The organism is Actinomadura rugatobispora (assembly GCF_055379765.1).
This window is the reverse complement of record NZ_AP029191.1, coordinates 3,388,233-3,405,547: the sequence shown is the minus strand read 5'-3', so window position 1 is coordinate 3,405,547 and position 17,315 is coordinate 3,388,233. Positions and strand designations below refer to the sequence as shown.

General features: G+C 73.7%; 23 protein-coding genes. 10 read left to right on the top strand and 13 right to left on the bottom strand.

Translation table 11 applies throughout. The features are described from left to right. Positions 1-83: 83 nt before the first annotated feature. The 3 genes from ACZ466_RS14450 to ACZ466_RS14440 form a co-directional block, all read right to left on the bottom strand. A complete protein-coding gene (locus ACZ466_RS14450; RefSeq protein ID WP_378284597.1) occupies positions 84-260 on the bottom strand; it encodes a hypothetical protein in 177 nt (58 codons plus the stop codon). Further along, positions 257-802, bottom strand: a complete 546-nt coding sequence (locus ACZ466_RS14445; RefSeq protein WP_378284596.1) for a hypothetical protein — start codon at positions 800-802, stop codon at positions 257-259. The genes ACZ466_RS14450 and ACZ466_RS14445 overlap by 4 nt, the downstream gene beginning before the upstream one ends. 89 nt (positions 803-891) lie before the next feature. Further along, a complete protein-coding gene (locus ACZ466_RS14440) occupies positions 892-1,302 on the bottom strand; it encodes a DUF6011 domain-containing protein (RefSeq protein WP_378284595.1) in 411 nt (136 codons plus the stop codon). A 120-nt stretch (positions 1,303-1,422) separates the two neighbouring features. Between ACZ466_RS14440 and ACZ466_RS14435 the strand changes: the two genes are divergently transcribed. Then, positions 1,423-1,671, top strand: a complete 249-nt coding sequence (locus ACZ466_RS14435; RefSeq protein ID WP_378284594.1) for a hypothetical protein — start codon at positions 1,423-1,425, stop codon at positions 1,669-1,671. A gap of 54 nt (positions 1,672-1,725) precedes the next feature. Here the strand turns inward: ACZ466_RS14435 and ACZ466_RS14430 are convergent, their stop codons facing one another. Beyond that, the gene (locus ACZ466_RS14430) at positions 1,726-2,409 is read right to left on the bottom strand and encodes a DUF2637 domain-containing protein (protein ID WP_378284593.1); all 684 of its coding nucleotides are present in this window, start codon (positions 2,407-2,409) and stop codon (positions 1,726-1,728) included. Between the two features lie 314 nt (positions 2,410-2,723). Further along, positions 2,724-3,191, bottom strand: coding sequence for a thioredoxin-dependent thiol peroxidase (gene bcp, locus ACZ466_RS14425; RefSeq protein ID WP_378284592.1), 468 nt, complete (start codon positions 3,189-3,191; stop codon positions 2,724-2,726). A gap of 128 nt (positions 3,192-3,319) precedes the next feature. Between bcp and ACZ466_RS14420 the strand changes: the two genes are divergently transcribed. Continuing rightward, the gene (locus ACZ466_RS14420) at positions 3,320-3,664 is read left to right on the top strand and encodes a DUF3618 domain-containing protein (RefSeq protein WP_378284591.1); all 345 of its coding nucleotides are present in this window, start codon (positions 3,320-3,322) and stop codon (positions 3,662-3,664) included. Here the strand turns inward: ACZ466_RS14420 and ACZ466_RS14415 are convergent. Genes ACZ466_RS14415 through ACZ466_RS14385 form a run of 7 tightly spaced genes read right to left on the bottom strand, consistent with a single transcriptional unit; the run spans position 3,624 to position 9,632 of the window. After that, positions 3,624-3,932, bottom strand: coding sequence for a zf-HC2 domain-containing protein (locus ACZ466_RS14415; protein WP_378284590.1), 309 nt, complete (start codon positions 3,930-3,932; stop codon positions 3,624-3,626). The two genes, ACZ466_RS14420 and ACZ466_RS14415, sit on opposite strands and share 41 nt — an antisense overlap. Before the next feature lie 43 nt (positions 3,933-3,975). Beyond that, positions 3,976-5,136 (bottom strand): carbohydrate kinase family protein, encoded by a 1,161-nt coding sequence (locus ACZ466_RS14410; RefSeq protein WP_378284589.1) that lies wholly within the window; start codon positions 5,134-5,136, stop codon positions 3,976-3,978. A gap of 38 nt (positions 5,137-5,174) precedes the next feature. Beyond that, positions 5,175-5,852 (bottom strand): SIMPL domain-containing protein, encoded by a 678-nt coding sequence (locus ACZ466_RS14405; RefSeq protein WP_378284588.1) that lies wholly within the window; start codon positions 5,850-5,852, stop codon positions 5,175-5,177. 34 nt (positions 5,853-5,886) lie between these two features. Continuing rightward, positions 5,887-7,071 (bottom strand): amino acid deaminase/aldolase, encoded by a 1,185-nt coding sequence (locus tag ACZ466_RS14400; protein ID WP_378284587.1) that lies wholly within the window; start codon positions 7,069-7,071, stop codon positions 5,887-5,889. 46 nt (positions 7,072-7,117) lie between these two features. Beyond that, entirely contained in the window at positions 7,118-8,068 is a 951-nt protein-coding gene (locus tag ACZ466_RS14395) for a CE1 family esterase (RefSeq protein ID WP_378284585.1), read from the bottom strand. Continuing rightward, entirely contained in the window at positions 8,041-9,123 is a 1,083-nt protein-coding gene (locus tag ACZ466_RS14390; protein WP_378284583.1) for an LLM class flavin-dependent oxidoreductase, read from the bottom strand. The genes ACZ466_RS14395 and ACZ466_RS14390 overlap by 28 nt, the downstream gene beginning before the upstream one ends. A 35-nt stretch (positions 9,124-9,158) precedes the next feature. Next, positions 9,159-9,632, bottom strand: coding sequence for an NUDIX hydrolase (locus tag ACZ466_RS14385; RefSeq protein WP_378284581.1), 474 nt, complete (start codon positions 9,630-9,632; stop codon positions 9,159-9,161). 60 nt (positions 9,633-9,692) lie between these two features. On the opposite strand from ACZ466_RS14385, the gene purU reads away from it, so the two are divergent. The 3 genes from purU to ACZ466_RS14370 all read left to right on the top strand — a co-directional run bounded on the left by purU (position 9,693) and on the right by ACZ466_RS14370 (position 11,920). Next, positions 9,693-10,601 (top strand): formyltetrahydrofolate deformylase, encoded by a 909-nt coding sequence (gene purU, locus ACZ466_RS14380; RefSeq protein WP_378284579.1) that lies wholly within the window; start codon positions 9,693-9,695, stop codon positions 10,599-10,601. A gap of 67 nt (positions 10,602-10,668) precedes the next feature. After that, positions 10,669-11,364, top strand: coding sequence for a DUF6286 domain-containing protein (locus ACZ466_RS14375; protein ID WP_464043648.1), 696 nt, complete (start codon positions 10,669-10,671; stop codon positions 11,362-11,364). Between the two features lies 1 nt (position 11,365). Further along, complete coding sequence (locus tag ACZ466_RS14370; protein ID WP_378280691.1) at positions 11,366-11,920, top strand: hypothetical protein; 555 nt, start codon at positions 11,366-11,368, stop codon at positions 11,918-11,920. Between the two features lie 110 nt (positions 11,921-12,030). Here the strand turns inward: ACZ466_RS14370 and ACZ466_RS14365 are convergent, their stop codons facing one another. Beyond that, complete coding sequence (locus ACZ466_RS14365) at positions 12,031-13,497, bottom strand: cation:dicarboxylate symporter family transporter (protein ID WP_378280692.1); 1,467 nt, start codon at positions 13,495-13,497, stop codon at positions 12,031-12,033. A 219-nt stretch (positions 13,498-13,716) separates the two neighbouring features. Here ACZ466_RS14365 and ACZ466_RS14360 point away from each other — a divergent pair, with 219 nt between their 5' ends. The 5 genes from ACZ466_RS14360 (at position 13,717) to ACZ466_RS14340 (ending at position 17,315) form a co-directional block, all read left to right on the top strand. Beyond that, entirely contained in the window at positions 13,717-15,399 is a 1,683-nt protein-coding gene (locus tag ACZ466_RS14360) for an ATP-binding protein (RefSeq protein WP_378280693.1), read from the top strand. Continuing rightward, the gene (locus tag ACZ466_RS14355) at positions 15,396-16,073 is read left to right on the top strand and encodes a response regulator (protein WP_378280694.1); all 678 of its coding nucleotides are present in this window, start codon (positions 15,396-15,398) and stop codon (positions 16,071-16,073) included. Before ACZ466_RS14360 ends, ACZ466_RS14355 begins: the two co-directional genes overlap by 4 nt. A gap of 242 nt (positions 16,074-16,315) precedes the next feature. Beyond that, positions 16,316-16,753 carry an Asp23/Gls24 family envelope stress response protein gene (locus tag ACZ466_RS14350; RefSeq protein ID WP_378280855.1) on the top strand — a complete coding sequence of 146 codons (438 nt, stop codon included), beginning with the start codon at positions 16,316-16,318 and terminating at the stop codon, positions 16,751-16,753. Continuing rightward, the gene (locus ACZ466_RS14345; protein WP_378280695.1) at positions 16,750-17,091 is read left to right on the top strand and encodes a hypothetical protein; all 342 of its coding nucleotides are present in this window, start codon (positions 16,750-16,752) and stop codon (positions 17,089-17,091) included. Before ACZ466_RS14350 ends, ACZ466_RS14345 begins: the two co-directional genes overlap by 4 nt. Beyond that, positions 17,088-17,315, top strand: coding sequence for a hypothetical protein (locus ACZ466_RS14340; RefSeq protein WP_378280696.1), 228 nt, complete (start codon positions 17,088-17,090; stop codon positions 17,313-17,315). Before ACZ466_RS14345 ends, ACZ466_RS14340 begins: the two co-directional genes overlap by 4 nt.

The window sequence follows — 17,315 nt, the reverse complement described above, 5'->3', positions numbered from 1 at the left end:
CGGGTACGTCTCGAGCGGCAGTCCGCGGCGGGCGGCCACGCTCGCGCAGACTCGCGCCGTACGCCGATCCTGCTCCGACAGGCTCACGACCGGCCGCCCGTGATCACGCGGAAGCTCCGGCGACGCTCAGCCGCGGCCACTGATACCAGCGGCCCCGCCTCGGCCTCGGCGCGCTTGCGCGCGGCCCGGACGCGGGCGAGTGCGTTGGTCAACTCGGCCTCCAGGGCCTGCAACTCGTCGAGTTGCTCGACGCTGGTCACGCCGTGATCGCGTCGAGAACCAGGCGGACCGCCTCGGCGAACGGGTCGCCACCGGGGCCGCGGGTCATCTCCAGGACGGCCAGGAGTTCGCGCGCTTGGCCGGCGGTGAGGACCGCGGCCACGTCGTTCGGGCCGTCCACCACCACGCGGGGCAGCATTCCGGGAACCTGAAAGGGCAGCACCTCGGCCAAGGTGAGCCCGTCGCCGTCTCGGCGGGCGATGAGCACTGGCATGCCCCGGTGGTGGTGGTGCCGCTTGGGGCCTTCGATGCACCAGGCCGGGCAGACGCTCGCCTCGGCGTCCCGCACCGTGGCGGGTTCGCCGGCGGGCCAGTCGTTCGACTTGCCCTCGGCGGCCGGTTCGGTGTGCGAGGCGCAGGCGAACACCTGGGCGCCGTTCACGGTGCCCACGGGGACGCTCGGGATGCCCTGGGCCTCGGCGAGGTAGTCGGCTTTGCAGACCACGCACGCGGTTCCGTCGGCCTGACCGACGGACAGGCGCGCCGGGGTGAACGTCACGCGGTGGGTAGGCTTCTGAGCCATGGGTGAGACCTCTCTTGCAGGTTGAGCCCAGGGGCCCGGCCAGCGCCGGAATCGCTGCGTCCGGGCCCGCCTTGTCAGCGGGGGAAGGGTCAGGCCGCGACGAGTGCGGCGAAGTGGTCAAGGATGTCGGCGGCCACCAGGTGGTTGCAGCGGCCGAGGCGCTGCCCGGCCTTGCAGGTGCATGACCGCTCGGTGGTGTCCACGAGGTAGGTCGAGACGCCGTCCGAACCGTTGGCGAGGTACTGGCCCTCGAACCGGGTCCGAACGATCGCGCCGTCGTCGATCAGCTGCTCGGCCTTGTCGAGCACGCGAGCGCCGTCCTTGAAGGCGGACACGTCGGCGGCGCGGGTGGCGGTGGTGAGCGCCTGGCGCTCGGCGTCCTCGCGACGCTTCAGGGCCCAGCAGCGGGCGCCGTAGCCGCGGGCGACGGAGCGGGCGTTGGTGAGCAGGCCGCGGCAGCGCTGGCAGTTCGCCGTCGGAACCTTGGTCCGCTTCGCCATGTCGCGCTCCCTTGCTCGCTTGCCCTAACCGGGTAGCTACATGGTATGCACAAACCTGGTAGCTACACAACGGGTGTGCGAGGATTCTCCGTAGCTACACGAGCGACGGAGGATGAGCCCGTGGACGACCAGAAGCTCCCACCAGCCAAGACGCCGACCAGACCTATCCGGGTCCCCATCCCGATGTGGGAGGCGTACGGCCGCGTGTGCGCCCGACTTGGCACCGACCGCACGCCCGACCTCCTCGACCACATGCGTGAGCGAATCCAGCAGCACGGGGACGCCCAGGACCTCGCCGACCTGGAGAGCGCAGAGCAGGAGCTGGCCGAGCGTCGGTCACGCAAGGGCGGTCGGCCGCGGCGCACCTGAGCAGCAGCGAGGGCCGTCACCGGCAGCTGGTGACGGCCCTCGGCGTGCTGCTGGCTACGCGCCCTCGGCGAGCGCCTCGCGGATCGCCACGGCGCGCGGGTACCCGACCCGCATCTCTCGGCGGACCGCTCGGACGGACGGCACCGCGCCGGCCGCGAGCACCTCGGCGAACCGGTCGCGGGCGGTCGCGATCACCTCGGGATCGGCGGGACCGTCATCCTCGGCAGGCTCGGACACATCGCCGTTGACCAGCGGCCCCTGGCGGTCGCGACCGTTCGCGACCACCCCGGCCGGCGCCGCGACCGGCACTGTGGGGAACGGTGGCCACCACGTCAACGCCCGCGGCGCCGCCTCGGCCCGGCCGAGCCGGATCATCCCCATGAGCAGCTCGACGACGACCACGAGCGTGACCGCCGGCCAGGCGGCGATGATCGCGCCGATGGGGCCGTGAGCGATGCCGTGCAGGACGTTGACGGCCACCGTTGCCCCGATGCCCAGAGCGAGCGCGACGCGCGCCAGGACGGGCGCTGAGACCCGGCGGCGGGCCGCGTCGAGCAGCACGAGGGACGCGACGAACACAAGCCCGTCGATGGTGAGGGGTAGGAGGCGGCCGGTGGTGCCGGTCTCGCCGTGGGCGATGGCTACGCCGTAGGCGTGCCGGTAGGAGATGAAGGCCGCGATGGCGCCGATGGCTACCACGGTGGCCGCCGCGCTCGCGCGGATGAAACGATCGTGCATGGGTCCGGGACTCCTCCGGGCCAAGGCCCCGGCCGGTGGTTGCATCACCGCGTCCGGGGCCGTCTGCTGTGGACGGCTTCTCCCCCCCGGAGTCCTGGTGTGGGGGAGCGCGGGCGTGATCCCTACGGTGATACTTCGCGTGATACGGCCGCCCGTGTATCGGGATGCTCCCGGATGTGCCTCGTACGGGGCGGGGGCGGCGAAGTGGCAGCGTACGGCGCGGTTCTGGGTATCTGCGGGACGGGGGGTGTATCACCCTTTGGGGGAGTTCGAGTCCCCCCGTCCGCACAGCACCCCGCCGGCCGCGCGGCGCCTCACAGCTCCAGGTCGCGGCGCAGCCGCTCCACGTGCCCGGTGGCCTTCACGTTGTAGTACGCCTTCTCCACCTTGCCCTCGGCGTCGATGATGAAGGTCGACCGGATCACCCCCACCACCACCTTGCCGTACAGCTTCTTCTCGCCGTACGCGCCGTAGGCCTTCAGCACCTCGGTGTCGGGGTCGGACAGCAGCGGGAACGTCAGCCCCTCCTTCTCCCGGAACTTGGCCAGCTTGGCGGGCTTGTCGGGGGAGACGCCCACGACCGTGACGCCCGCCGCCTCCAGTTCGGCCAGGTTGCTCTGGAAGTCGACCGACTCCTTGGTGCAGCCGGGCGTCATCGCCGCCGGGTAGAAGTAGAGGATCACCCGCCTGCCGCGCAACGACGCCAGGGTCACCGGGGCGCCGTCGGCGTCCAGCAGCTCGAATTCGGGTGCGACGTCGCCGGGCTCCAACCGATCGGACACCGGGTACCGCCTTTCTGTGGGATGGTCGGCTCCACCGTACCGGCTGGGGTGGAGCGGGCGTTTCCCGGCAAGACCTGCAAGACTGTTCGGATCATGCGTGGCTGAGGCTCGAACGAGAAGGAACTGGCATGGCTGACAGGTCCCGCGACCCGGAGGCGCTGGAACGGCGGATCGAGCGCACCCGCCAGGAGCTCGCACAGACGATCGACGAGCTGGCGGAGCGGGTCAACCCCCGCAACGTGGCCCAGCGCGGCGCCGAGCGGCTGAAGGACGAGGCGGGCCAGGTCGCCAAGGCCGTCAACGCGATGATCTCCCCGGCGTTCGACGGGGCCGGCGGCAAGGACAAGAACGAGGACGAGGACGACGTGCCCGGCGCGGGCGGCGGCGTCGACCCCCGGCTGGTCCTGGCCGGAGTGGGCGCCGCGGTCATCGTCACCGCCCTGGTGGTCTGGAGGCGGCGCAGGCGCCGTTGAGCAGCCTGGACGAGGCGCCGGAGGGCCGCGTGCGAGCGCGGCGCCCGGCGCCTCGTTCCGTGCGGGGCGCCGCGGCCGCCTCGCCGTCGGCGGGGGCCATCGTCCGGGTCAGCAGATCGGCCACCGCGCGAAGCTCGTCCAGCTCGGCCCGGCAGCCGCCGCAACCGGCCAGGTGCTCGCGCAGCACGGCGGCCTCGTCCCCGGCCAGCCGCCCGATGGCGTAGACGCCGAGGCCGACCCTGTACTCCCCGCAGTCGGTTCCTCCCACGCCCTCAGGTACGCGCCGCGCCCCGCGGGCGTTCACGCGATGTTCAGAACGCGCCGTGCCGCAGGGTCGGCTCGGCCCTGGTGACCGAGTCGGCGCCGCGTTCCAGCTCGGCCTCGGGAATGTAGGGCACCACGAACGCGTACCGCTCCAGCACCTCCGGCGGCACCTCCCCGTCCTCGCCGAACGCCGCGATCTCGCCCCAGCACGGGGCGCCCAGCGAACCGCTGTGATGCCGCACCGACAGGCCCGCGCACAGGTTGGCGAAGCGCAGCCGGTGGTCCAGCGACCAGCCCGCGAGCGTCCCGTACACGAAACCCGCGGCGAACACGTCCCCGGCGCCGGTCGGGTCGAGCGCGGTCACCGGCAGCGCCGCGGCCGACGCCCGCTCCCCGGTCGCCGAGTCGACCGCGATCGCCCCCTGCGCCCCCTGCTTGACCACCACGACCGGGACCCGCTCGGACAGCGCGGCCAGCGCGTCCTCCGCGGTGCGGGTGCGGGTGTAGGCCATGGCCTCCACGGCGTTGGGCAGGAACACGTCCACATGCTCCAGCCGGTCCAGCACGTCGGTCGACCAGGTCTCCGTCGGATCCCACCCCAGGTCGCCGAAGACCAGCGCCCCCGTGGCGCGCAGCGCCCGCGCCCACCCCGGCACGGGACGATCGATGTCGACGAAGCAGGTCGCGGCCCGCGGCGGCCCGGCGACCAGATCGTCGGCCGGCAGCGGCAGCGGCCGCGCGAACGTCACCATGCTCCGGTCGGAGGCGTAGGCCAGCGACACCGTCACCGGGGTCGACCAGCCCGGGACCCGCCGCGCCCAGCGCAGATCGACGTTCTCCTGCTCCGACAGCGCGCGCCACAGGTAGGCGCCGAACATGTCGTCGCCGAACGCCGCCGCCAGCCCGGTGCGCAGCCCGAGCCGGCTCATCGCGACCGCGATGTTGGCGACCCCGCCCGGAGCCGAGCCGAGCCCGTCGGTGACCAGCTCCGTACCGGGCGGCGGCAGCCCCGGCAGCCCGGTGAAGATCATGTCCATGAACACCTGGCCGGTCAGGAACACGTCCAGCTCGCGCGCCGCGGTCTCGGGCCGCCCGTGCAGATGCAGCAGATCCCCGGCGGGGACCCGCTCACTGCAGGGATCCTCCAGCGACGGCTCGGGCGCCCGCCCGATCCCCGGTGGTGCCGCCGTCTCCTTTTCTGTGGTCATCTACCCCCTCTTTTCATTGTGGGGGGTCACTGTGGGTGTCAGTCCAGGTCGGGGGATGTGGCGGTGAAGCGGGCCTCGACGGCGGCGCGGACGATCTGGGTGGCGGGTTCCAGGTCGATGGACGGGGGTTCGGCGCCCTCGGCCACGGCGGCCGGGGCGCCGTAGCCGGCCATGAGGGCCATGGGCTGGGCGGGGGCGCGGGTGTCGCTGGTCAGGCCCTCGTCGGCCAGCTCGACCAGGCCGGTGAGGCGGGCGCCCAGGGCCTCGGCGTAGCTGCGGGCCCGTTCGACGGCCTCGCCGGCGGCCTGGCGGGCGGCCTGCTTGTAGATCTCGCTGTCGCGGCGCAGGCCCCAGTCGGGGCCGTGGACGTAGGCGCGCTCCAGGTCGCCCAGCCGGGTCACCAGCTCGCCGAGCACGGCGAAGTCGGTGACGGTGAAGCGGATCCAGACCGTGCCCTGGTAGGCGCGGATGTCGCCCTCACGGCGCCGGTACTTCAGCTGCGGCGTGATCGACAGGCCGCCGGTCTCCAGCTTCTCGATCGCGTCCCCGTACGACCTGATCAGCTCCAGCGCGGCCTGGTTGCGTTCCACCAGCCGGTCGAGCGCCTCCCGCCGGTCGCGTTCCTGGGACTGGACGTGTACCGACAGCCGGGCGATCTCCGGCTCGACCTCCAGGACCGCCTCGCCGCGAACGCTGATCAGGGGTGCGTGGGTCATACGGGCCAACGTAGCCGGTCAGGGCCCCTCCGGGTCAAAGGAACGTGGCGCCCTCGCCGCGGTAGGTGGGGACGGTCCGGACGAGGCGGTCGCCCTCCAGCAGATGGAGCGTAGCGAAGCGCTCGCACAGCTCGCCGGCCTTGGTGTGGCGGAACCAGACGCGGTCGCCGAGGTCGAGGAGGTCGGCGGTGGCGCCCACCAGCGGGGTCTGGACCTCCCCGGCGCCCTCGTCGGAGTCGTAGGAGAGCCCGGTCGGCAGGTAGGGCTGGGGGAGCCGCAGCGGGTCGGCGGGGCCGGAGGCGAGGTAGCCGCCGCCCAGGCAGGTGACGACGCCGGGTCCGGGGCGGCGGACGACGGGCAGCGCGAACAGGGCGGCCGGGCGGCCCTGGAAGTTGGAGTAGTGGTCGAACAGGTGCGGCTGGTAGAGCCCGGAGCCGGCGGCGATCTCGGTGATGGCACGTTCCCGGGCGGTCTTCTCGACGCTGCCGGTGCCGCCGCCGTTGACGAACTCCAGGTCGGCCAGTTCGCGGACGGCCCGGACGATCTCCGCGCGGCGGATCGCCAGCTCCAGCCGGGAGCGGTGCTGCATCGCGCGGATGGCGCGGGCCCGCGCGGGCTTGCCGGGCGGGGTGTCGCCGACCCCGGCGATCTGCGACTCGTAGGCCATGAGCCCGGTCAGCCGCAGGCCGGGCCGCTGGACGATCTCCTCGGCGAACGCGTGCGCGTCGGCGGCGGTGCGCAGCGGGGAGCGGCGGGCGCCGAAGCGGAGGCGCCCGCCCAGCGGGCGGTACGAGGCGTCGATGTCCACGCAGACCCGGATCGGCCGCCCGCCCGCGTTCTTCTCGATCAGGTCGAGGTGGGCGGGGGAGTCGACCATGAGGGTGACGGTGGCGGCGGCGCGGTCGTCGGCGGCGAGTTCGGCGATGGCCGTGCGGTCGGCGGTGGGGTAGGCGACCAGGATGTCGTCGCTGGTGCCGTGCCGGGAGAGCCAGAGCGCCTCGGGGAGGGTGAACGCCATGACGCCGGCGAAGCCGTCCATCGCGAGCACCTCGTCCAGGAGGGCCCGGCAGCGCACCGACTTGCTGGCCAGCCGGATCGGTGTGCCGGCGGCGCGGCGGACCAGGTCGGCGGCGTTGGCGCGGAACGCGGCGAGGTCGACGGCGGCGAACGGCGCTTCCAGCGTGGCGGTGGCGGCGTCGTAGCGCTCCCGGAGGTTCATGGGGACCACAGTATCGGGAGAACGGGAAGGTGAAAACTTCTCGCGTTTACCGTCGCGGATGGTCGGCGAAGAAGTTCCACAGCATCCGGCTCGCCCCCGCGGGCCAGCGGTGCGTGCCGCCCTCGATCTTGCAGAACGTCACCTCGGCGCCGCGCGCGCCCTTGCCCGTCCCGGAGCACTCGGCGCCGTTGCTCAGCCCGCGCAGCGGCCGTTTCGGCGCGGGCAGGTCGCCGACCCGCCGCCAGAAGTCGACCGCCTCCGACACCGGCGGGAACGGGCGGCCGTCGTTGAAGTCGCGGCGCCCGCCGCCGTCGAACGGCACGCTCTTGTCCGCGGTGCCGTGCACGATCATCGCCGACACCGGCCGGTCCGGCTCGCACGGCGTGACCAGGGCGCCCTCGACCACCCCGATCCCGGCCACCTTCGCGGGGCGCTCGCAGGCCAGCCGGTAGGCCATGCCGGCGCCGTTGGAGAACCCGGTGACGTGCACCCGGTCGGGGTCGGCCAGCCCGGCCCCGGTCAGCTCGTCGATCAGCTTGCTCAGGAAGCCGACGTCGTCGATCTTCCCGAGCTTGGCGGCGCCGCAGCAGTCGCCCGCGTTCCAGGTGGTCATGAACCCGTCGGGGTAGGCGACCAGGAAGCCCTTGTCGTCGGAGATGGCGTCGTAGCCGGTCAGGTCGCGCATCTGCTGCATGGTGGCCAGCCCGCCGTGCAGCGCGAGCACCAGCGGCAGCGGCTTGGCCGGCTTCCCGTCGCGCCAGGCGCCGCGGGTGAGCTTGGGCGGTACGTGCAGCAGGTACTCGCGGTGACCGAAGGTGCCCACGTCCAGCTTCCGCTTGTGCGTGCCGGGGGCGGTGGGGATGCCCTTCACCTTCTCGGGCGGCTTCTCGGTCGCGTCGGGTGTCTTCCTGAACTCCGGGTCGCCGGCCCGGTCGGGGCTGGAGCAGCCGGCCGCGAGCAAAGTCAGGGTCAACGGGAGGGCAAGGAGTCGCCGCATGCGAGCGAATGTAACCCGAGCGGCCCGCGCGAAACTACCGACGGGTAGGAATCCGGGGTCAGCCCGGCGAGCTGCGCCAGCCGGCGGTGCGACTCCAGCCGCAGCGCCCGGTCGTGGGTGCTGGTGTGGACGAGGATCTCGTCCGCGCCGCTGCGCTCGACGAGGTCCTCCAGGGCCTCGGCCACCTCGTCCTCGGTGCCGTGCAGGTGGCCGCGCAGCGCCTGGTCGAAGAACCGGCGCTCGCGCTCGCCCATGTCCAGCGCCAGGATCCGCTCGGCCGGGGCCAGCGGCGGAAACTCGCCGTGGACGCGGGACCACGCGCTCGACCAGGCCTCCGGGACCAGCATCCGCCACGCCTCCTCGCGCGTGTCCGCGATCGCGACCGTGCCGGAGACGACCACGTACGGCTCCTGCCCCCACGCGGTCGGACGGAAGCCCGCCCGGTACCGGTCGATGGCCTCCAGCATCCGCGCCTCGCCGCGGGCCGCCGCGATGACCAGCGGCAGCCCGAACGAGGCCGCCAGGTCCGCGCCCGATCCGGTGGCCAGGACGAACGCCGGCACCCGCAGCCCCTCGGCCGGCCACGCGTGCACGCCGGGGTGGACGTCCTGGTCCCCGGTGAAGTAGCCGAGCAGTTCCCTTAGCCGAGCCGCGAAGTCGTCGGCGTCGCGCCGGTCGTGGCCGAGCGCGCGCCGTACGCCGCCGGTGAAGCCCACGGACCGGCCAAGCCCCATGTCGATGCGCCCGGGGTGGAGCGACTCCAGGACCCCGAACTGCTCGGCGACCACGAGCGGCTGGTGGTTGGGCAGCATCACCCCGCCCGTGCCCACCCGGATGCGGGAGGTCGCCGCGGCCACGGCCGCCGCGAGGACGGTCGGCGCCGGCCCCGCCACCCCCGGCACGCCGTGGTGCTCGGAGACCCAGAAGCGGTGGTACCCCATCGCCTCGGCCTGCCGCGCGAACTCCACCGTGTCGCGGAGCGCCCGGGGATGGCCCTCGCCCTCGCGGGTCCGGGACCGGTCGAGGATCGAGAAGCGGATCGTGCGAAGGCTCACCTTCTCGTCAACATCCTGCGTGGTGGTGCATTCCGTCAGCGAGCGAGGAGCGACGAGACGACCGCGGGCAGTTCCGGGGGCTCCAGGACGCCGGACGCGGCGAGCCCGGCCAGCTCCTCCTGAGCGAACCAGCGGAGCTCCAGGAATGTCTCGTCCTCCTCCGGGGTGAACGCCGCCGGGGCCGCCTCCGGGACTCCGTCGAACCGGGCCAGGAAGAACGGCTCGGTCTTGACGTACCGCGTGCCGAGCCAGACGGTGTCGCGCCGCACCGGCACCGACACGTCCCGGACGGCCTCCGGCGGCAGCCCGGTCTCCTCGTACAGCTCTCGGCGGGCGGCCTGCAGCGGGCTCTCGCCGGGCTCCACGCCCCCGCCCGGCGGCTCCCAGAACCTGTTCCCCGTCAGGGTGTCCTGCCAGCGCATCAGCAGGACCCGCCCGCGCCCGTCCAGGCACACGACTCGGACGGCTTCACGCCCCTCTGGCGCCGCCGCGGCTTCTTCGGCTACCACCCCGGCACCACACCCTCCGCGTAAGCTCGTATATCTCCAGACCTCATTTCACCAGCGAAAGTGGCGCCCGTGTCCGAATTCGTGCTGACGCTCTCGTGCCCGGACCGTCCCGGCATCGTCGCCGCGGTGTCCGGTCTGCTGGCCGAGCGCGGTTGCAACATCCTTGAGAGCCAGCAGTACAGCGACCGGGGGGTGCGGGGGGTCGACCCCCCGCAAGCGGCAGGTGTGCGCGAGGATGGGGACGGCGGGCGGTTCTTCATGCGGGTGCAGTTCACCGGGCTGCCCGACACCGACCCCGACGAGCTGCGCGGCGCGTTCGCCTCGCTGGTGCCCGAGCTGGGCCTGGAGTGGAACCTGACCGAGACCGCCCGCCGCGAACGCGTGCTGATCATGGTGTCCAAGGCCGGCCACTGCCTGAACGACCTCCTCTACCGGCAGCGGTCCGGGCTGCTGGACATCGAGATCGTCGGGGTCGTCTCCAACCACCCCGACCTGCGCCCGCTCGCCCAGTCGTACGGGCTCGACTACCACCACCTGCCGGTGGCCCGGGGCGGCAAGGCCGCGCACGAGGCCGAGGTGCTCACGCTGGTCGACCACTACCGGGCCGACCTGGTGGTGCTCGCCCGCTACATGCAGATCCTGTCCGACGACTTCTGCGGCAAGCTGCCCGGCCGGATCATCAACATCCACCACTCGTTCCTGCCGGGCTTCAAGGGCGCCCGCCCGTACCACCAGGCGCACGCGCGCGGCGTCAAGCTGATCGGCGCCACCGCGCACTACGTGACCGCCGACCTGGACGAGGGCCCGATCATCGAGCAGGAGGTCGCGCGGGTCGACCACACCCACAGCCCGGAGGACCTGATGGCGGTGGGCCGCGACATGGAGTGCCTGGCCCTGGCCCGCGCCGTGCGCTGGCACGCCGAGCACCGCGTCCTGCTGAACGGCGACCGCACCGTCGTCTTCCGCTGAGGTGACGCCGGCGCGGCATGCCGGGTTTCACTGAGCGTCGCCATGCGTCACCATGGGTGATCGTTGCTTGAGCGCCTCGGGGGTGGTGATGGGCGACACGCTGGTCTCGACGACGGGCGGCCCGGACAGGGCCGGTGAGTCGCGCGCGGCGGCCGCCGCGCGGGAGCGGGAGGCCGCCGCGGCGGCGGCCCGGCGGCGGGCGCGGCGGCTGGCCGCGCGCGAGTTCCGCCCGCGCGCCTCGCCGATCGGACTGGTCGCCGCGCCGCTGCTGGCGGCGGCCGGCGGGGCGGCCACCGTCGAGGTGGTGACCGCGCTGGTCGGCGAGCCCGCCGGGCTGCTGCCGGTGGACCGCTGGGCGGCCTGGCTGCGCGCGACCGCGTGGGGCGACCCGTCGATGCGCCGCGCCGCCGCCGTCATCGCCGTGGCCGGCGCGCTCCTGCTGTGCGCGCTGCTGCCGCGGCGCCGTCCGCGGACGCTGCCGCTGCACGGCGCCGGGCCGCTGATGGCCGCCGCGATCGGCCGCAGGACGCTCCAGCGGGCGCTGGCGGCGGTCGCGCTGGCCGTGCCGGGCGTCATCCGGGTGCGGGTGCGGGTGCGCGGCGGGCGGTTCAGGCGGCGCGTGACGGTGCGCGCCTTCAGCGGCTACCGGAACCCGGCCAACGTCCAGGAGATGGTCCGGGACGCGGTCGAGGCGCGGCTCGCCGAGATGGGGCTGATGGACGGGCGGCAGGTGCACGTCCGGCTGACCTGGCGGAGGGACTGACATGAGGGCCGGTATCGCGTTGGTCGGGTCGGTGCCGCTGGCCGCCGGGCTCGGCATGCTCCTGGCGGGGTACGGGGCGTTCGGCGCCTCCCTGGAGGCGGCGCCCGTGCTGGACCCGGCCGTGTCGCGGTTCGCGGCGGGGCAGGCGTGGTTCTGGCCGCTGGCGGGCGCCGTGACCGAGGGCGTCGCGTTCGCCGCGCTGGTCTGGCTCATCGTGCAGGTCCAGGCGCTGCTGCGCCGGTGGCGTCCCTTGCTGGACGCGCCCACCCGGCATCTGGCCGGGGTCGCGGCGGGCGAGCTGCTGCGCGACACGCGGCTGATCCCCGGGGTGCGGGAGGCGCGGATCCGGTTCACCGGCAGCCCGTCCAGGCCGCGGGTGCGGGTGGAGGTCACCTGCCGCGCCGACGCCGCGCCCGCCCGGATCCACGCCGATCTGGCGAGCGGGCCGGTCGAGCGGTATTGCGCCGCCATGGGCATGGACGATCTGGTCGCGGTGATCCGCTTCCGGCTGGACGATCCGCCTCCGCCGCCGAAGCCCGTGCGCGAGCTCGTCTGAGCCCCTGACCCGGTCGTGGCACGCCGGGCGGGGGCACGGGCGGCGGGAAGGCCGCCCGTGCCCCCGGCTCGGGCACGTGGGAGCTCGAGCCCCAGCCGGGGGCGGCGGGTCTAGGAGGACCGGTGCGCCTGGGTGGCGGTCGGTTCCTCGGTCTTCTCCCCGGACGGGGCGTCCCCGTCGGACGGGGGCGCCGTCACGGGGGCGGGGCCGGGCGAAGACGTCCCCGGCTCCGAGCGGGAGGGGCCGGGGACGTCGACCAGGGTCGCCTCGTTGAAGGGGTCCTCGCCGGCCAGCACCCGGCGGGCGCGGTCGGAGTCGATCTCGCCGGTCCAGGTGCCGACCAGGACGGTGGCGACCGCGTTGCCGGCGAAGTTGGTCAGGGCGCGGGCCTCGGACATGAACCGGTCGATGCCGACGATGAAGCCGACGCCGTCGACCAGTTCGGGCTTGTGCGACTGGAGCCCGCCGGCCAGCGTGGCCAGTCCGGCGCCGCTGACCCCGGCCGCGCCCTTGGAGGCGATGATCATGAAGAACAGCAGGCCGATCTGCGAGCCGAGCGACAGCGGCTCGTTCTGCGCGTCGGCGATGAACAGGGTGGCCATGGTCAGGTAGATCGCGGTGCCGTCCAGGTTGAAGGAGTACCCGGTGGGCACGGTGATGCCGACCACGGGGCGGCTGATGCCCAGATGCTCCATCTTGGCGATCAGCCGCGGCAGTGCCGTCTCGGAGGACGAGGTGGACAGGATGAGCAGGAACTCGCGGCCCAGGTAGCGCAGCAGCGTCAGGATGTTGATCCGGGCGCCCATCCACAGCACCGCGCCGAGCACGACGAACACGAACAGCACGCAGGTGATGTAGAAGCCGAGCATGATGACGGCCAGGCTGCGCAGCGCGTCCCAGCCGGTCTCGCCGACCACGGCGGCGATGGCGCCGAACGCGCCGACCGGGGCCGCCCACATGATCATCGCGAGGATCTTGAAGACCCAGCGCTGGGCCAGTTCCACGCCCCGCCGGATCGGTTCGCCCGCCGGTCCCATCTGCTGCAGCGCGAACCCGGCCAGCAGCGCGACCAGCAGGGTCTGCAGCACCTCGCCCTCGGTGAGCGCGGACACCAGCGTGCTGGGGATGATGCCGAGGAGGAAGTCGGTGGTGCCCTCGCCCCCCTTGGCCTGCTCCTGGGCCTCGGACGCGCTGGCGGGGTCGAGGTTCATGCCGGAGCCGGGGTCCAGCAGGTTGCCCACGGCCAGCCCGATGGCCAGCGCGAAGGTGGACATCACGAGGAAGTAGACGATGGCGATCAGCCCGACCCGGCCGACCTTGGCGGCCCGGGCGACCGAGCCGATGCCCAGTACGATGGTGCAGAAGATGATCGGCGAGATCATCATCTTGATCAGGTTCACGAATCCGGTGCCGAGCGGTTTGAGCTCGGCGGCCAGATCCGGGGCGACGAAGCCGACGAGCACGCCGAGCAGCACCGCGACGATCACCGCGATGTAGAGGTAGTGCACGCGGTCGCGGCGCCCGGTCGGCTGCTGCGTCTTCTGGCCCGGGGGCGGGCCGGCGGGCTGGTCGGCCACGGCTGCCTCCCTGCGGTCGGTGGCGGGCGGTGGCCCGCTCGTGATCGGCTGTACGTGAGGGCGGAATCGCATTCGGTGATACGGGGTCCGCAGGCGACTATGCGCGGGTCTGTGATAGCGGTCACGCTTGTGTACATTTCGTTCACGGCGTTCGGCGTCCGGACCGTCCGAAATGGGGGGTCTGTACCGTGACCTGGTTCCGAGTGCAGAGGTGATGCGGTGTCGGGCAGGGGCTGGAGCCTCGCGCGGCAGCTGCTCGCGCTGCAGGCCGTGATCGTCGGCCTGCTGGTGACCGTGGGCGCGGCGCTGGCCTACCTGGACTCGCGCCGCGCGGCCGACGACCGGGCCCGGGAGACGGTGACGGTGGTCGCGCTGACGGTGGCGGACGCGCCGAGCGTGCGCGCGGCGCTGTCGCTGCCCGATCCCAGCCGGGCGCTACAGCCGTACGCCGAGCGGGTGCGCCGCGACACCCGTGTGGACTTCATCACCATCATGGACACCCGGGGGATCCGCTACACCCATCCCACGCCGGGGCGGATCGGCCAGCACTTCATCGGCAACACCGCCCCGGCCCTCCAGGGCAGGACGTTCAGCGAGACCTTCACCGGGACGCTGGGCCCGTCGGTCCGCACCGTCACCCCCGTGTTCGACGACTCCGGGCGGGTGGTGGCCATGGTCGCGGTCGGGATCACCATCCGGGCGATCTCCGCCGACCTGCGCGAGCGGCTGCTGCCGCTGGTGGGGGTGGCGGCGGCGGTGCTGGTGGCCGGGATCGCCGGGAGCTGGCTGGTCGCGGCCCGGCTGCGGCGGCAGACCCGGGGCGTGGCGCCGGCCGAGCTGCGCGGCATGTTCGACTACTACGAGGCGATCCTGCACGCCGTGCGGGAGGGGCTGGTGCTGCTCGACCGCGACGGCCGGGTGGTGATGTGCAACGACGCCGCCCGCGAGCTGCTGGACCTGGAGCGCGATCCGCGCGGCGAGGCGGTGGACGGTCTCGGGCTGCCGACGGAGCTGGCCGCGGCGATGGGGTCGGCGGAGCCGCGGTCCGACGAGATCCATGTCGGCGACACCCGCGTCCTGGTCGTCAACACGGCGCCGGTGCGGTCCCGCGACCGGGCCATGGGCAACGTGGTGACGCTGCGCGACCACACCGAGCTGCAGGCGCTGATGGGCGAGCTGGACACCGTCCGCGGGTTCGCCGAGTCGCTGCGCTCGCAGGCGCACGAGGCCGCCAACCGGCTGCACACGGTGGTGTCGCTGGTCGAGATCGGCCGTCCCGGGCAGGCGGTGGAGTTCGCCACCGCGGAGCTGCGCACGGCGCAGCGGCTCACCGACCGGGTGGTGGGCGCGGTGCGGGAGCCGGTGCTGGCGGCGCTGCTGCTGGGCAAGTCCACCGAGGCCGCCGAGCGCGGGGTGGAGCTGGAGGTCGCCGAGGACACCACGATCGACGGCACCGTGGGCGTGATCGAGCCCCGCGACCTGGTGACCATCCTGGGCAACCTGATCGACAACGCGGTGGACGCGGCGATCGAGGGCCCGGCGGAGGGCCGGTCGGCCGACGTGCCACCGCGGGTGCGGGTGTCGGCCCGTACGGGCGCGTCCGGGCTGGTGATGGAGGTGCGCGACAACGGGCCGGGCCTGGACGGCGACACGGCGCAGGAGATGTTCCGGCGCGGCTGGACGACGAAGGCGTCCGACGGCCCGGCCGGCCCGCGCGGGCTGGGGATGGCGCTGGTCGGGCAGGCGGTGCGGCGCTACCGGGGCGCGATCGAAGTGGAACGTGACGGCGGCGCGGTGATCCGGGTCCGGCTCCCGCTGCCGAACGCGGACGCGGACGCGGGCGCGGTGCCCGCACTGCCCGCGGCGGCGGCAGCGGCGGCGGGGGAGGCGGACGGCTCGTGATCAGGGTGCTGGTGGTGGAGGACGACCGGGTCGCGGCCGAGGCGCACCGGCAGTACGTGGAGCGGGTCGCCGGGTTCGGCGTCGCCGGGGTGGTGCACTCGGGGGCCGACGCGCTGCGGTTCTGCGAGCGCGAGCCGGTGGACGTGGTCCTGCTCGACTTCTACCTGCCGGACACGCACGGGCTGACGGTGTGCCGGGCGCTGCGCGCGGGCGGCCTGGCGGTGGACGTGATCGCGGTGACCTCGGCGCGCGATCTGACGGTCGTCCGCACGGCGGTGTCGGTCGGGGTGGTGCAGTACCTGCTCAAGCCGTTCACGTTCGCGTCGCTGCGCGACAAGCTGGAGGGGTACGCGCGGTTCCGGCAGCGCGCGGAGCGCACCGGGGAGGCCAGCGGGCAGGCGGACGTGGACGGGATGCTCGCCGCGCTGCGCACCACCGACCAGCGGTCGCTGCCGAAGGGGATGAGCGGCGAGACCCTGGAGGCGATCACCGAGGTGCTGACCGAGGCGCCGGACGGGCTGTCGGCCGCGGCGGCGGCGTCGCTGACCGGGGTGTCGCGGGTGACCGCGCGACGCTACCTGGAGTACCTGGCCGAGAACGGGCTGGCGCAGCGCCGTCCGAGCTACGGGCAGGTGGGACGGCCCGAGGTGCGTTTCTACCCGGTCTCCGCATAGCGGTCGCATCCGGCAAAGCCGAGTTGACCTGGTTATTGTTGCCTTTGGTGGTTTTGGTGTGACGATTTGTGAGCATGAACCTGCACACCATCGACCATCAATGGGGGGTTGCGGTCGTGAGTGAGGGAAAAGTCCGGTCGTCCACCACGGAACGGCCCGCGGAGACGTCGCTGCCGAGCCAGGCGCCGCGTCCGGGATCCGAGCAGCAGGCCGCGCCGGAGGGCGCGAGGGCCGGTAAGGGCCTGGAGCGGCCGTCCGGCACCGGCGCCAGCGAGCTGGTGACCCAGCAGGGCCGCACCAAGATCGCCGACGGGGTGGTGGCGAAGATCGCCGGCATGGCGGCGCGCGAGATCGGCGGCGTGCACGACATGGGCGCGGGCATGTCCCGCACCTTCGGCTCGGTCCGCGGGCGGCTGCCCGGCGGCATGGGCCGGCAGAGCATGACGCAGGGCGTGGCGGTGCAGGTCGGCGAGAAGCAGGCCGCCGTGGACCTCGACCTGATCGTCGAGTACGGCAGCTCCATCCCCGATCTGGCCACGGCCGTGCGGGACAACGTGATCAACGAGATCGAGCACATGTGCGGCCTCGACGTCGTCGAGGTCAACATCGCCGTGGCCGACATCCACGTGCCCGGCGAGGAGGAAGCGGAGCCCGAGCCGGCCGAACCGCGCGTGCGATGAGCGCGGGGACCCGGGCGGAGCCGTCCGCCCGGACGGCTCCGCGCGCGGAGCCGCGCGCCGAGCGGGCCGAGCGGATCGGCGCCGCCGTGCGCGTGCTGCCCGGCGTGGCGGGCCTGACCGCCGGGCCGCGCGGCTACGTGGTGACCTACCGCCCCGGGCCGCCCTACGAGGGCGTCGCCGTCCGCGACGGCGAGATCGAGGTGGGCGTGGTCGCCCGCGCGGGCCTTCCGCTGGAGGAGGTCGCCGAGTCGGTGCGCCGCGCCGCGCGGCCGCTGGCCGGTGACGTGCCGGTGAACGTGCTGATCGGCGACATCGCCTACGGCGGGCCGCCCGGATGATGACCGCCGAGGACCGCGCGGCGTTCCGCGCGTGGGTGCGGGCGCACCACCCCGACGTGGGCGGCGACCCGGCGGAGTTCGCCGCCGGTCTGCGCCGGATGCGCGCCGCCGCGGCCCGGTCCCGCGGCCGGGCCCCGGTCGAGGTCGTCCGGATCGGCCGCGGCCCGCTCGCCCGGCTGACCCGGTGGCGGGAGCGCCGCAGGCGCGCGCGCCGCCTGCTGTGA

Coding starts and splice junctions, on each gene's coding strand:
- ACZ466_RS14410 (WP_378284589.1), bottom strand. CDS start 5,136: ATGACCACAGAAAAGGAGACGGCGGCACCACCGGGGATCGGGCGGGCG.
- ACZ466_RS14430 (WP_378284593.1), bottom strand. CDS start 2,409: ATGCACGATCGTTTCATCCGCGCGAGCGCGGCGGCCACCGTGGTAGCC.
- ACZ466_RS14370 (WP_378280691.1), top strand. CDS start 11,366: ATGAGGGCCGGTATCGCGTTGGTCGGGTCGGTGCCGCTGGCCGCCGGG.
- ACZ466_RS14405 (WP_378284588.1), bottom strand. CDS start 5,852: ATGACCCACGCACCCCTGATCAGCGTTCGCGGCGAGGCGGTCCTGGAG.
- ACZ466_RS14395 (WP_378284585.1), bottom strand. CDS start 8,068: ATGCGGCGACTCCTTGCCCTCCCGTTGACCCTGACTTTGCTCGCGGCC.
- ACZ466_RS14445 (WP_378284596.1), bottom strand. CDS start 802: ATGGCTCAGAAGCCTACCCACCGCGTGACGTTCACCCCGGCGCGCCTG.
- ACZ466_RS14440 (WP_378284595.1), bottom strand. CDS start 1,302: ATGGCGAAGCGGACCAAGGTTCCGACGGCGAACTGCCAGCGCTGCCGC.
- ACZ466_RS14345 (WP_378280695.1), top strand. CDS start 16,750: ATGAGCGCGGGGACCCGGGCGGAGCCGTCCGCCCGGACGGCTCCGCGC.
- ACZ466_RS14400 (WP_378284587.1), bottom strand. CDS start 7,071: ATGAACCTCCGGGAGCGCTACGACGCCGCCACCGCCACGCTGGAAGCG.
- ACZ466_RS14420 (WP_378284591.1), top strand. CDS start 3,320: ATGGCTGACAGGTCCCGCGACCCGGAGGCGCTGGAACGGCGGATCGAG.
- ACZ466_RS14340 (WP_378280696.1), top strand. CDS start 17,088: ATGATGACCGCCGAGGACCGCGCGGCGTTCCGCGCGTGGGTGCGGGCG.